Genomic DNA, 12838 nt, shown 5'->3' with positions numbered 1-12838 from the left:
TTGTGTACAAGGAGGCATAGACTTTTATGGAAGTCACAAAAATATCTCCACGTGGCTATTGTTACGGGGTTGTTGATGCTATGGTCATCGCTCGAAAAGCGGCCATGAACCCTGAATTACCGCGTCCGATATATATTTTAGGCATGATTGTTCATAACAATCATGTGACTGAAGCTTTTGAGGAAGAAGATATTATCACACTAGACGGAAAAAAAAGGCTTGATCTCTTGCAAGAGATTAACCAAGGTACAGTGATTTTCACAGCTCATGGTGTTTCGCCCGAAGTCCGTCAAATGGCTGATGATAAAGGTTTAACAACCATTGATGCCACCTGTCCTGACGTTACCAAGACCCATGACTTAATAAGGGATAAAAGGCAAGAAGGTTATGAAGTCATTTATATTGGTAAAAAAGGCCATCCTGAACCCGAAGGTGCAATGGGCGTTGCACCGGATATCGTCCATCTTGTCGAAACGCATGATGATGTTGATCAATTAAATATCCAAAATGACCGGATTATTATCACAAACCAAACGACTATGAGTCAGTGGGATGTCCGTGAGATTATGAATCATATTCAAGAAAAATATCCACAGGCAACGATTCATAATGAAATTTGCTTGGCAACCCAAACACGGCAAGAAGCCGTTGCTGAACAGGCCCAAGACGCCGATTTGCTTGTTGTTGTCGGCGACCCGCGCAGTAACAATTCTAATCGTTTGGCGCAGGTGTCCCAAGAAGTCGCTGGCACACCTGCGCATCGAATCGCTGACTTATCAGAGCTCAATATCGATTGGCTGAAAGATTGTCAAAAAGTAGCCGTTACTGCTGGTGCTTCCACACCAACACAACTCACCAAAGAAGTCGTTCTATTTATCGACCAATTTGACCCTAACGATCCAGACACTTGGGAGAAAAAACAGACCGTAACACGCGGTAAGAACATTCTTCCAAAGGTTAAATTAAAGAAAAATAAAGCACGACCAAGAAGAAACACGGAACCTCAAAGCTAGGTTCCGTGTTTCTCTACTTCTGTATTAATTTGCTTTTTATAAAAAACTGTTAGATGCTGTTAGCCGCCCAAATACACTTAGACTCCTGCGGTACATGACCAAAGTGAGACCCCAACGAAAAAAAGCCATTTAAATAAACTGAAATGGGTTGGTATCAACATTCGTTTTCACCACTTCAGCATCGTAACCTTGGTTCTTAATAAATGTATCGAGAAATTCAGCAACACCGGCAATCATCACTTTTTCAATATAATGCCCGGCATCAATAATATTTAGCCCCTCTAGAATTGCGTCGTGTCCTGTGTGATAGTCGATATCGCCGGTAATGAGAACATCAGCCCCCTTAAAAGCTGCCGTCTTCATAAAGCTTGTGCCATCGCCACCAAGGATGGCAACGGATTTTATATTATCATCTAAATGGCCAACGACTCGAACACCATCAAGTCCCAGTTTCATTTTGACGTCTTCGGCCAACGCCTGCAATGACAGGGGTGATGGCAGTGTTCCCATTCGCCCTAACCCAAAGGCCTTGCCTTCGCTTTTCAGCAAATAAACATCATAGGCTGGCTCTTCATAAGGATGAGCTTTTAACATCTTAGCAACAACTCGTTTAACATCACTTTCTGGGACGACTGTCTCAACCTTGACTTCATTAACTTTTTCAAGCGTCCCGCTCTGCCCAATATAAGGATTCGTTCCATCCTCAGGCATAAAAGTTCCAACCCCTTGTATGTTATAGGTACAATGACTGTAGTGACCGATATAACCGGCACCTGCTGCACCTAGCGACGAGCGAAGCTGATCCGCATGGGAGTCAGGAACATAGACAGCAAGTTTATAGAGCTGCTCTGATTGGGTCGGAACTAAAATCTCTGTATGATGTACGCCTAGACACTCGGCTAACATATCATTGATGCCACCTTGAGCAATATCCAAATTCGTATGCGCAATATAGACAGCAATGTTATGTTGGACACACTTCGCTACAATTTGGCTTTGCCCGCGGTCTGTACGCATATCCTTCAGCGGCTTGAATATTACAGCATGGTGGGCAATAATCAAATCGACGCCTTGCTCGATCGCCTCATCGACCGTTGTGCTTAGCACATCCAATGTAACCATGACTTTGTTGATGGGTTTGTCTAATGTTCCGATTTGTAATCCGATGCGATTTCGATCATCATTAAATGCGAGCGATTTAGGCGCCCATGATTCAAAGGCTTGAATCAGTGTCTGGCCCTTTAAGTTTTTTCCCATGATAATACCTCCTCTATGTATGATTGTTCTCTCTGAAACCGACGTTTTTTTTCTTGTACCGATGCTGCCATTGTAGCTTTTGATAAAGACGATAGAATCTTCTTGCGTTTATCCCATTCATGACTCCATTTGGCCCTAAACGCTGGATCACTAGGATTATGTAGCAATATTGGCCCAAATAGTAGCTCCTTGCGACTTAGACTTCCGGGTTGACGCGATCGATCAGCACAAATGATTTCATAATAATGACCGTTTTCCTGGATCAATCGTTCAGAATGAATGGCCCACCCTTCATCATTTAACCAGCCTCTTACTTCAGGCTCACAGTTATTGGGCTGAAGTAACAAAGTCGTGGTTGGGCTTAAGATTTGATGTCCAGCTGCAAGAATATCCCGGATTAATGCTCCACCCATACCTGCAATCACAACGACATCAGCTTCAGCGTATTCGAGAACAGCCAACCCATCACCTTGCCTCGTTTCGATAACCGATTGCAACTCCCACGTTTTGATCGTCTGTTCAGCAGATCGTAACGGCCCATAACCCACTTCTCCAGCGATTGCATTGTTAACTTTACCCATCTGATAAGCATAACATGGAAGATAGGCATGATCACTGCCTATATCCGCCAAAACATGGGTGTCATCAGGAATAAGTGTCGTAATCACCTTTAACCGTTCAGAAATATCAATTGCTTGAATCAAATAACATCACCAACCTAGCTTTGACTTGTTTACATGAAGAAAAACGATCACTGTTAACAGTGATCGTTCATCCTGCGATCTTTTATTGTTTCGTTAGCCATTCTGCGACTTTTTGTGCCGCTTCCCCTTTAATAACCCCTGGTGGCATACCGCCGCCGCCTTCTTTAATCTGAGTCTGAATAGCATCTTTGGATAAATCATTTCCCTTTAATTTCGGACCCATAGCACCTTGTAAATTATTACCATGACAACTTGCACAATTGTTGGAATAAATTTTTTCCGGTGGCTGCGATGCCATATTAGATTTCTGTTCCTTCTTCGGTTCATCATTCTCAGCTTGTTTCTTTTGAACTTCATTCATACCAAAAGCTCCTAGAACAATCATAAGAACAATGCCAAGAACAGCAATTGTCGCAAATGGTATAATCGGATTCCGTTTCATGATTGAACTACCTCCTTAGCAAAACCTTAGATCCCATCAATAAGTATATGTATTTAAAATGGACAAGTCTAATACTTATTATATTTTACTGTATTTCGAAATACAAGAAAAGGGGCAACTCATCACTTGTTTTGTCACTCTTTGTTCAAATTTTCGTCATGATAATTTTATTTTACCTCTGATTTTGAAAAACATACTGTTCATCAAAGATGATTTTCACTCTGTTCCAATGCATTGATTGCTTGCTTACGTAGTTTATATTTTTGAATTTTACCTGATGCTGTCATCGGATAACTTGATACGAAGAAGAAATGAGCAGGAATTTTATATGTCGCGATACGTCCCTTGCAATAAGCCTTTAATTCATATTCCGAGCAATCGTTTTCATTAATAAGCTGTACATAGGCCACCACAATTTCTCCGAATCTTCTATCCGGTACACCTACAACTTGAACATCTTTAACAGCTGGATGTGAATATAAAAACTCTTCAATTTCACGTGGATATAAATTCTCGCCACCACGAATGATCATATCTTTAAGCCGGCCGGTAATCTTGTAATATCCTTCAACATCCACTGTGGCCAAATCACCGGTGTGTAGCCATCCTTGGTCATCAATCACCTGTTTAGTTGCTACGTGGTTTTTATAATAGCCTGCCATCACATGATAACCACGGGTGCATAATTCCCCTTGATGCCCTGCAGGCAATTCCTTTCCTGTTTCAGGTTCAACGACTTTGGCTTCTACTAAAGGCAAAACCTGACCAACTGTATCAACCTTACGAGAAACAGTATCATTTGTCCTAGTTTGCGTTATCACAGGGGAGGACTCCGTTTGCCCATAAGCAATCGTGACATCCGTCATTCCCATTTGTTCAATAACTTTATTCATGATTTCCATTGGACATGGTGATCCGGCCATAATACCTTTTTTTAAAGTCGAGATGTCATAGTCATTAAACTTCGGGTGATTTAGTTCTGCGATAAACATTGTCGGTACGCCTTGTAAAGCGGTACATTTTTCACTCTCAACCGTTTGTAAAACGGTTTCTGGTTCAAAGGATACCACCGGAACCATAACAGCTCCAACCGCGACACTCGCTACAATACTCATCACACATCCAAAGCAATGAAAGAAAGGTACTGGTATGCATAAACGGTCACCATGGTCCAAGCCCATCGCCATAGCTACTTGGTAAGCATTATTAACGATATTGTGATGACTAAGCATAACCCCCTTTGGAAATCCTGTTGTTCCTGAAGTATATTGCATATTAATCACTTCATTGGGGCTCAGTAATTGTTCACGACTGACCAATTCATCATCACTAACGGCCTCAGCAATATCGTATAATTGTTCAAATGATGTCATATCTCCCACATTTTGAGCACCTATATAGACTAACCGTTGCAATTCTGGACAGACGCCACTATTTTTAATATTTCGAGCAATGTCAGTATAAGAGACGTCTTTAAAACCATCTACGAGAAAAAGATGGGTACTATCCGATTGCTTGAGCAAGTATTCTAATTCGCTTTCACGATAATTCGTATTGACGGTTACCAGCACCGCTCCCATACGGGCGGATGCAAACTGAAGTAATATCCATTCGGGAACATTGTTTGCCCAGACAGCAATATGTTCTCCTTTTTGAATACCAAGAGCCATCAAACCTTTGGCTAATTGTTTTGTCTTGTATGCAAACGTCTGATAATTCCAGCGGATCCCTTCGTCAGGATACACGATAGCTTCATCATTTCCGTTGACTTGCGTTCGATCTTGAAGTAATTGTCCAATTGTCTTGTCAATGAACCTTGCCATAACCATCACCCTATTTATAAAAATATTTAGCCTGAGATATGTCGTGATGTTTGACATAGGTCCTCTCCAACACCCATAGAATGATTTATTTTTATTATCACTAGCAGCCAATTTCGCGAGCAATCACCATTCGCTGAATTTCCGAAGTCCCTTCTCCAATTTCCAAAAGCTTAGCATCACGCATGAATCGCTCAACTTCGTATTCACGCATATAACCATTCCCGCCGTGAATTTGAATGGCGTCGCGACAAATATCCATACACACTTCAGAAGCATAAAGTTTACACATTGCGGCTTCCTTTTTAAACGATTTCCCCACATCTTTCAGCCATGCAGCTTTATAGACCATTGAACGGGCCAGTTCAACTTTCATTGCCATATCAGCTAACTTAAATTGAATGGCTTGAAATGTCCCGATGGGTCGATTAAATTGGCGCCGTTCTTTTGCATAAGTAAGTGCGCGTTCATAAGCACCTTGAGCAATACCTACTGCCATCGCACCAATCCCAATTCGTCCTCCATCCAACGTAATAAGAAATTGTTTAAACCCTTCGCCTCGATGGCCCAAAACATAGTCTTCAGGAACCCGAACATCATTCAAATACAATTCAGTCGTATTTGATGCATTTAAGCCCATTTTGTCATAAGGGGTGTTGACGGAGAAACCCTCCACATTCCTTGGAACAATGATGGAGGTAATCTCCTTATCCTCACCCTTTTTATCTGTGACAGCTGTGAGTGGTACAACTTGGGCATAGCTAGCATTCGTAATATACGACTTGCTTCCATTAATGACCCACTCACCCCCCTCTAGATAGGCTTCTGTTTCCGTACCTCCGGCATCCGAACCCGCATTGGGTTCCGTTAAACCGAAAGCCCCCAAAGCATCACCTGTACAAATAGGAACGAGATGATCCTGTTTTTGTTTGTCCGTACCAAATAAATTTAATGGTGCGCCTCCGAGCGACACATGAGCTGAATAGGTAATACCTGTAGATCCACATACACGGCTGAGTTCCTCGGTAGCAATTGCAAAACTAATAGTATCTGCTCCACTTCCTCCGTAAGCTTCAGGAAATGGTAGTCCTAAAATACCTAAATCACCTAGTTGTTTAAAAATTGTTTCAGGAAAGGCTTTACTTTTATCGCGTTCAATCGCACCAGGAGCGACTACTTCCTCAGCAAACTCCCGCATCATTTTTTGAATCATGTTTTGTTCCTCGTTTAATTCATAATTCATCATTTTCTCCCCTCTCCAACATATAAAATATATGTATGCGCTTTCTTTATTATAAAGGGAGGGTCACTGGCATTTCAATCTCTAAATTAATTTTGTATTTCAAGTGGTGACTGCCATAATAGGCTGCACAAGCTTTTTTGTCATGTGGACAACATTTTTTTACAAACTTCGACGAAAATAGCGTTTGCAAATCGTTCAAAAAGTCAGTAAAATAATTGACAAATGGATGAATAAAAAAAGCTTACCCCAAAAGGAGGTAAACTTTATTCCATGTAATCCTTTAATTGTTTGCTTCGGCTTGGGTGACGTAATTTCCGTAAGGCCTTGGCTTCAATTTGTCGAATCCGTTCACGTGTGACGCCAAAGACTTTGCCAACTTCTTCGAGCGTCCTCGTACGCCCGTCATCCAAACCAAACCGTAGACGCAAGACATTTTCTTCGCGATCAGTGAGCGTATCCAAAACGTCTTCAAATTGCTCTTTCAAGAGTTCATAAGCCGCTGCATCCGATGGCGCTTGGGCATCTTGATCTTCAATGAAATCACCTAAGTGAGAATCATCTTCTTCGCCAATAGGGGTTTCCAAGGAAACAGGCTCTTGAGCAATTTTTAGAATTTCACGAACCTTATCAGGCGGCAGTTCCATTTCCTCACCAATCTCTTCTGGTGTAGGCTCTCTGCCAAAGTCCTGCAACAGCTGTCTCTGGACACGAATGAGTTTGTTAATCGTTTCTACCATATGAACAGGAATGCGGATCGTTCTTGCCTGATCAGCAATGGCACGCGTAATGGCTTGACGAATCCACCACGTAGCGTAGGTACTAAATTTATAACCTTTACGATAATCAAACTTTTCTACAGCTTTGATCAGACCCATGTTACCTTCCTGGATCAAGTCTAGGAACAACATCCCCCGGCCAACATAGCGCTTGGCAATGCTAACAACGAGACGTAAGTTAGCTTCAGATAATCGACGTTTAGCTTCTTCATCGCCTTCTTCGATCCGCTGCGCCAGCTGAATTTCGTCGTCAGCTGAAAGTAAATCCACCCGACCAATTTCTTTCAGATACATACGCACAGGATCGTTAATCTTAACGCCTGGGGGCACAGACAAATCATTTAAATCAAACTCTTCCTCTTTAGGGGCATCACCGTTGTTGGCGGTCACTTCATCAAGAACATCGATCCCTTGTTCACCAAGGCTTTCGTAAAACTCATCCATTTGTTCCGAGTCTTGATCAAATGGCGCTAATTTTTCAGCAATTTCGCCATGAGTCAAAACACCTCGTTTTTTTCCTAATGAAATGAGTTGCTCTTTCGCCTGTTCAACGGTCAGCTCTTGGCTTACTTGCTCATCCGTTTGCTTTTCAGCCATTTGATCCCCTCCTTCCAAAACTCAATACATTATTGTTCATTTAGATTTTTCTTTAACATGATGATTTCAGACAGAATTTCCGCAGCACGTGTCATGTCATTCCGACCTTCAGCCGCCTTTTTCTCTTCTTCTTTTTTCCCAATAGCTAACCTTTTATTATAATTTGTTATCTGCCGGATGTAATCACTTATTTCTCTATCGCTGACATCTTCGTTAATTTGTATCATGGCAATCTCCGTCGCCCGCTTCTGAAGCTCAGCATCATGTAAAATTTGAATAAATCCACTGACATCTGGGAGATGATCTTCTTCAAAATAAGCATAGAGATACGCTGCCAATGCTTGGTGCATATCATCTGAGAACTGACCGCCAATTTCCGTTTTCACCCGTTCAGCAATATCAGGATCTCTAAGCATATGCGCCAGTAATTGGCGTTCAGCTGTCAAATGAGCTGGTGATAATTTGTGTGGATCTTGATGATTTTGTTGAATAGTGAACGTCTGTTGACGATCGGTTTGATGTTGCTGCTGCTTCATTTGTTTATAAATTTGAAATTGCTGTTGCTTCAGAGCATCTAATGATAAAGAAAATTCATCGGCAAGATGTCTTAAATAATGATCACGCTCAACAGCTTTGCTAAGCTTAGCAATATCATATAGTGTAGTTTCTATATAGCGCAGGCGTTCTCCTTCATCATTTAAATTTCTTCCTAATTTATGATATTCCATTTTGAACGCCATTAGCGTTCGGCTAGCCCCTAATACATCTGATTGAAAACGGTCACCGCCATAACGATCAATGTAATCATCGGGGTCCATATCTTTAGGCATATTGGCAATTTTGATCGTTCGATCATATGGTTTAAGCAGTTCCGATGCCCGAAATGCAGCTTGAATACCCGCTTCGTCGGAATCATAGCAAATAATGATAGTCTCAGCATTACGCGCCAACATAGACGCTTGGTTGTCGGTTAAAGAGGTGCCCATGGATGCCACAGCGTTTGTAACTCCAGCTTGGTGGGCTTTAATCACGTCAACATAACCTTCAAATAAAATCACCTGATTCTGCTTTTTTATATTCGGCCGTGCAAGGTGATATGCATATAATATTTGCCCTTTATGAAATATATTCGATTCCGGCGTATTTAAGTATTTCGGTTTTGACTCATCAAGAACTCTCCCAGCCAAAGCAACCGGTTTGCCGCGATGATTCGTGATGGGAAAAATAATTCGGTTTCGAAAACGATCGAAAAACTTGCCATCAAACTCACGCTTCGACACTAAACCAGCTTTTTCTAATTGATCTAATGAAACCTTCCTATTGGCCAAAAACTCCGTCGCTGTTTCCCATGCATCAACGGCGTAACCCAATTGGAATTTTTCAATACTTTCATCGGTAAATCCCCGGTCATATAAATAAGTCTTTGCGCCATTACCATACTTCGATTCCTTCAACAAATATGAATAAAATTTGGTTAGTAATTCCAATCCATGATATAATTGTTCTTGAGTCTGATTCTTCGATGAATGATTGGTGTAATGTTCAATTTCCGGGATCGGAATCTGAGTTTTTTCACCTAATAAACGAACGGCTTCAACAAAATCAATACCTTCGATTTCCATTAAGAATGTATAGACATTGCCGCCCATATGACAACCAAAACAGTGAAAAATTTGTTTATCAGCTGAAACGGAAAAAGACGGTGTGCGTTCATTGTGAAAAGGACATAGTCCAAGGTGACTTCTTCCTTGTTTCTTTAGCTGGACATACTCTCCAATCACATCAATAATATCAATGGACGTTCTAATGCGATCAATGGTTTCTTGACTGATGGGCATGTCCGGAACACACCCCCTTGAAAAATTAATGCCATGTCCCTAATATATTAGATAAGGTCTGTCTAAACCGCTCTCGATCAGCATCAGTAAACGCTGAAGGACCTTTAACTTTTCTACCGGCATTAATGTCCTTTTTTGTCATATGCCGAAAAAATAGGATATTCGACATATCCTCTTCTTTTAAGTATTTTCCTTTTGGTGTCAGGACATAAACATTTTTCTTTGTTAACAAACTTGCGAGTCCCATATCCTGGGTAACTACAATATCGCCAACCCCAACGTGATTGACAATATATATGTCAGCCGCTTCTCGTACAGGATCGACAAAAATCCATTGTTCCCGTACATGATTATGGGACATGTGATTGTACGATGCAACAAATAGGACTTGTACCTCATTGGCCTCCGCCAAATCAATAATGTCATGTTTTACAGGACAACTATCTGCGTCCACATAGATCTGTCGTTTATCCATAACAAGTTATTCTATATCTCCCTCGTCAATTCCTTCTAGACACTGCATGTTTAAATTTTATGAAATTTGTCGAGTTAAGCACAAAAACCTTTACTTGTTATTTTTATCACAAATATGTATTATAATACATATAAATTTAAGAAATCAAGAGATCTAAGCAATTAATTTTTTCTTTGATATAAAGAAAAAATGACATTAGCCGTTTCCTCCACAGCTCTGCTCGAGACATCAATGATTTGACAGCCAATACGATCAACAACATCTTCAAAATACTGTAGTTCTTTTTTGATCCGATCCATTTTTGCATAATTGGCTTGGGCATCGAGTCCCAATGCAATTAACCGTTCTTTCCTAATATGATTCAATTGCTCGGGACTAATCCGAAGGCCAAAACACTTTCTAGGATCCACTTGAAACAACTCTTCTGGTGGTTCGACCTCAGGGACAACCGGAACATTAGCCACCTTCAATCGTTTATGGGCGAGATATTGGGATAATGGGGTCTTTGATGTCCGGGATACACCGACTAAAACAACGTCTGCTCGCAATATCCCACGTGGATCACGACCATCATCATATTTAACGGCAAATTCTATAGCCTCAACCCTCCGGAAATAATCTTCATCTAACTTATGAATCAGCCCAGGCTCATACCTTGGTTTTTTGTTAAAGCGTTGCTCCATAAGCTTAATCGCTGGGCCCATGATATCTACGGCGTCAATTCCCAAGTGCTCTGTCTTAGTTAACAAATCATTTTTGATCTCTGGGACAACGAGTGTATAGGCGATCATGGCTTGATTTTCCTTGGCAGCCTGCACAATTTCATCAATCGTCTCCCGGTCTTCTACATAAGGAAAACGTTGAACATCAATATCTATATCACGAAATTGACTGGATGCCGCTTTAATAACGAGTTCTGCTGTTTCACCTACAGAGTCCGACACAATATATACTAAATTTTCATGAGTTTTACCCATCAATCGTCCCTCCCTTTAATCCATGTCACCTTCAGCGACTTCAACAAAAGCTTTCGTCACATTAGTTTTTGTAATACGACCAATAACCTCTATTCCATTGCTTGTATCTTTTACAACTGGAAGTCCGTCAATTTGACGTTCAATTAACAATTTGGCTACGTCAATTACCAGGTCATCACTCTTACAAACCGTTAGATTTGGCATACGGGACATAATCACACTAACCGGAATCGCATTAAGATCCTGATTACCAATGCTTGCCCGCAAAAGATCCTTTCGTGATAACGCACCTGTCAAAACACCTTGTTGATCAATCACAAACAAGGTCCCGACATCCTCAAGAAACATCGCACAAATAGCATCATATGCAGAGGACTGTTCCTGAATAACAACTGGAATCGATTGATAGTCTTTAACAGTCATTTTGTTAATATGGTCAGCGATCAGTTTAGACTGAGGTTTACCGGTATAATAATACCCGACCCGTGGTCTAGCATCCAAAAATCCAGCCATTGTAAGAATCGTCAAATCAGGTCGAAGAGTCGCCCTTGTAAGGTTTAAGTGGTCGGCTATATGTTCTCCTGTTATTGGACCCTTTTCCTTTGTGATTTCTAGAATCCTTTTTTGACGATCATTCAGTTCCATGCCTTCACCACCTTTTACGTAAAAAACAAGGGTTGTTTGAGCTATCAAAGTATTATCAGCCAACCTAATAAAATTTCGTGGAAAAACACCATTTTCCTGCATCAATCAAAAAAACTCTTGCCTTAGAATTTTGACAAGAGTTAACGGGAATCCAGTTCCTCAATCTGCTTAAGGAATTGTTTCGATTTTAATTTCACTCCCGAATACTGCTCATAAAACAATGACATCACCTGATCCATTTCCCGAATCGTGCTCTTTTTGACATGTATTTTCCCTAATCGGTTTAAATTAATATGTTTGAACATGCGGAGCAATTTGGCGGCGGCTTCACTTATAGGTAAAGCGTGGCGATCATGGTAAGAGCAACCCGCACACAGAAAGCCACCATTAGTAACGGAAAATGCCATTGGAAGGTTAAAACGACCGCAATGAGCGCAACCGTCAAGTTCAGCCGCTATACCTGCTTGTGGCAGCATTTTGACATCATAAATCAGTGTAAGTACTTTAGGGTCTAACCCTTCGTCCATATAATTCAACGTATGCAGCAGCCATTCAAATAAGAAAGGATTTGTTTCATTTTGATCTATCAATTGATTGGTTAAATCAATGACGTAAGAAGCATAAGCCATCGGAACAATATCAGACTTTAGATGGCGAAACCCATTAAGGATCTCCCCTTGAGATACCCATCCAAGTCCTTGGCTTTTTTTATATAGCAACTGTCCGTAGCTCATCACCTGGGAAATTGATGACAAACGGCTGTTAGCTTTCTTAGCTCCTCTGGCCATTAGACCAATTTTGCCATGCTTTCTTGTCAAAACAGTCAGAATCTTGTTCGCTTCCCCATAATCAACAGATTTTAAAATAATGCCTTCCGATTTCTCCATCAACCTGCCTCACCTGCATTATTGTGTTGGTGTATCATTCACCAACGCTTCGTCACCGTTTTCTTGTTCAGTACCATCATTATTTTCCATTTCTTTGTACAAAAGGTAGGTGTCCACATCCCCCGTCATGCAAAAGACTTTCCAAGTAAAGTCTAACATGAATT

General features: G+C 41.0%; 13 protein-coding genes. 1 reads left to right on the top strand and 12 read right to left on the bottom strand.

Going from position 1 to position 12838, the window contains the following annotated elements:
- Positions 1–26: 26 nt before the first annotated feature.
- Positions 27–1013, top strand: coding sequence for a 4-hydroxy-3-methylbut-2-enyl diphosphate reductase (locus tag B9Y89_RS11350; protein ID WP_085523344.1), 987 nt, complete (start codon positions 27–29; stop codon positions 1011–1013).
- Positions 1014–1142: 129 nt separating this feature from the next.
- Here the strand turns inward: B9Y89_RS11350 and B9Y89_RS11345 are convergent, their stop codons facing one another.
- The 12 genes from B9Y89_RS11345 to B9Y89_RS11290 all read right to left on the bottom strand — a co-directional run bounded on the left by B9Y89_RS11345 (position 1143) and on the right by B9Y89_RS11290 (position 12833).
- Positions 1143–2270, bottom strand: a complete 1128-nt coding sequence (locus tag B9Y89_RS11345) for a Nif3-like dinuclear metal center hexameric protein (RefSeq protein WP_085523343.1) — start codon at positions 2268–2270, stop codon at positions 1143–1145.
- Positions 2255–2974 (bottom strand): tRNA (adenine(22)-N(1))-methyltransferase, encoded by a 720-nt coding sequence (locus tag B9Y89_RS11340; RefSeq protein ID WP_085523342.1) that lies wholly within the window; start codon positions 2972–2974, stop codon positions 2255–2257. Before B9Y89_RS11340 ends, B9Y89_RS11345 begins: the two co-directional genes overlap by 16 nt.
- Before the next feature lie 82 nt (positions 2975–3056).
- Positions 3057–3416: a cytochrome c550 gene (gene cccA, locus B9Y89_RS11335; RefSeq protein ID WP_085523341.1), complete on the bottom strand. Its 360-nt coding sequence runs from the start codon at positions 3414–3416 to the stop codon at positions 3057–3059.
- A 203-nt stretch (positions 3417–3619) separates the two neighbouring features.
- Positions 3620–5239, bottom strand: a complete 1620-nt coding sequence (locus B9Y89_RS11330) for an AMP-binding protein (RefSeq protein ID WP_085523340.1) — start codon at positions 5237–5239, stop codon at positions 3620–3622.
- Positions 5240–5339: 100 nt separating this feature from the next.
- Complete coding sequence (locus tag B9Y89_RS11325; RefSeq protein WP_085523339.1) at positions 5340–6479, bottom strand: acyl-CoA dehydrogenase family protein; 1140 nt, start codon at positions 6477–6479, stop codon at positions 5340–5342.
- A gap of 263 nt (positions 6480–6742) precedes the next feature.
- Positions 6743–7852, bottom strand: coding sequence for an RNA polymerase sigma factor RpoD (rpoD, locus tag B9Y89_RS11320; RefSeq protein ID WP_085523338.1), 1110 nt, complete (start codon positions 7850–7852; stop codon positions 6743–6745).
- A gap of 29 nt (positions 7853–7881) precedes the next feature.
- Entirely contained in the window at positions 7882–9690 is a 1809-nt protein-coding gene (gene dnaG / locus B9Y89_RS11315) for a DNA primase (protein ID WP_085523337.1), read from the bottom strand.
- A gap of 25 nt (positions 9691–9715) precedes the next feature.
- Positions 9716–10165, bottom strand: coding sequence for a YaiI/YqxD family protein (locus B9Y89_RS11310; protein ID WP_085523336.1), 450 nt, complete (start codon positions 10163–10165; stop codon positions 9716–9718).
- Positions 10166–10326: 161 nt separating this feature from the next.
- Entirely contained in the window at positions 10327–11142 is an 816-nt protein-coding gene (locus B9Y89_RS11305; RefSeq protein WP_085523335.1) for a pyruvate, water dikinase regulatory protein, read from the bottom strand.
- 15 nt (positions 11143–11157) lie between these two features.
- Positions 11158–11787, bottom strand: a complete 630-nt coding sequence (locus B9Y89_RS11300; RefSeq protein ID WP_085524709.1) for a helix-turn-helix transcriptional regulator — start codon at positions 11785–11787, stop codon at positions 11158–11160.
- A gap of 140 nt (positions 11788–11927) precedes the next feature.
- Positions 11928–12674 carry a DNA repair protein RecO gene (gene recO, locus B9Y89_RS11295; RefSeq protein ID WP_254901238.1) on the bottom strand — a complete coding sequence of 249 codons (747 nt, stop codon included), beginning with the start codon at positions 12672–12674 and terminating at the stop codon, positions 11928–11930.
- An 18-nt stretch (positions 12675–12692) separates the two neighbouring features.
- Positions 12693–12833, bottom strand: a complete 141-nt coding sequence (locus tag B9Y89_RS11290) for a YqzL family protein (RefSeq protein ID WP_085523333.1) — start codon at positions 12831–12833, stop codon at positions 12693–12695.
- Between the last annotated feature and the right edge of the window lie 5 nt (positions 12834–12838).

This window comes from Tuberibacillus sp. Marseille-P3662, from assembly GCF_900178005.1.
GTDB lineage: Bacteria > Bacillota > Bacilli > Bacillales > Sporolactobacillaceae > Marseille-P3662.
The sequence above is the reverse complement of the archived record's forward strand: the minus strand, read 5'-3'. Positions and strand labels throughout refer to the sequence as shown.

Coding starts and splice junctions, on each gene's coding strand:
- B9Y89_RS11350 (WP_085523344.1), top strand. CDS start 27: ATGGAAGTCACAAAAATATCTCCACGTGGCTATTGTTACGGGGTTGTT.
- B9Y89_RS11325 (WP_085523339.1), bottom strand. CDS start 6,479: ATGAATTATGAATTAAACGAGGAACAAAACATGATTCAAAAAATGATG.
- B9Y89_RS11310 (WP_085523336.1), bottom strand. CDS start 10,165: ATGGATAAACGACAGATCTATGTGGACGCAGATAGTTGTCCTGTAAAA.
- B9Y89_RS11300 (WP_085524709.1), bottom strand. CDS start 11,787: ATGGAACTGAATGATCGTCAAAAAAGGATTCTAGAAATCACAAAGGAA.
- B9Y89_RS11305 (WP_085523335.1), bottom strand. CDS start 11,142: ATGGGTAAAACTCATGAAAATTTAGTATATATTGTGTCGGACTCTGTA.
- rpoD (WP_085523338.1), bottom strand. CDS start 7,852: ATGGCTGAAAAGCAAACGGATGAGCAAGTAAGCCAAGAGCTGACCGTT.
- B9Y89_RS11345 (WP_085523343.1), bottom strand. CDS start 2,270: ATGGGAAAAAACTTAAAGGGCCAGACACTGATTCAAGCCTTTGAATCA.
- dnaG (WP_085523337.1), bottom strand. CDS start 9,690: ATGCCCATCAGTCAAGAAACCATTGATCGCATTAGAACGTCCATTGAT.
- B9Y89_RS11290 (WP_085523333.1), bottom strand. CDS start 12,833: ATGTTAGACTTTACTTGGAAAGTCTTTTGCATGACGGGGGATGTGGAC.
- cccA (WP_085523341.1), bottom strand. CDS start 3,416: ATGAAACGGAATCCGATTATACCATTTGCGACAATTGCTGTTCTTGGC.
- recO (WP_254901238.1), bottom strand. CDS start 12,674: ATGGAGAAATCGGAAGGCATTATTTTAAAATCTGTTGATTATGGGGAA.
- B9Y89_RS11330 (WP_085523340.1), bottom strand. CDS start 5,239: ATGGCAAGGTTCATTGACAAGACAATTGGACAATTACTTCAAGATCGA.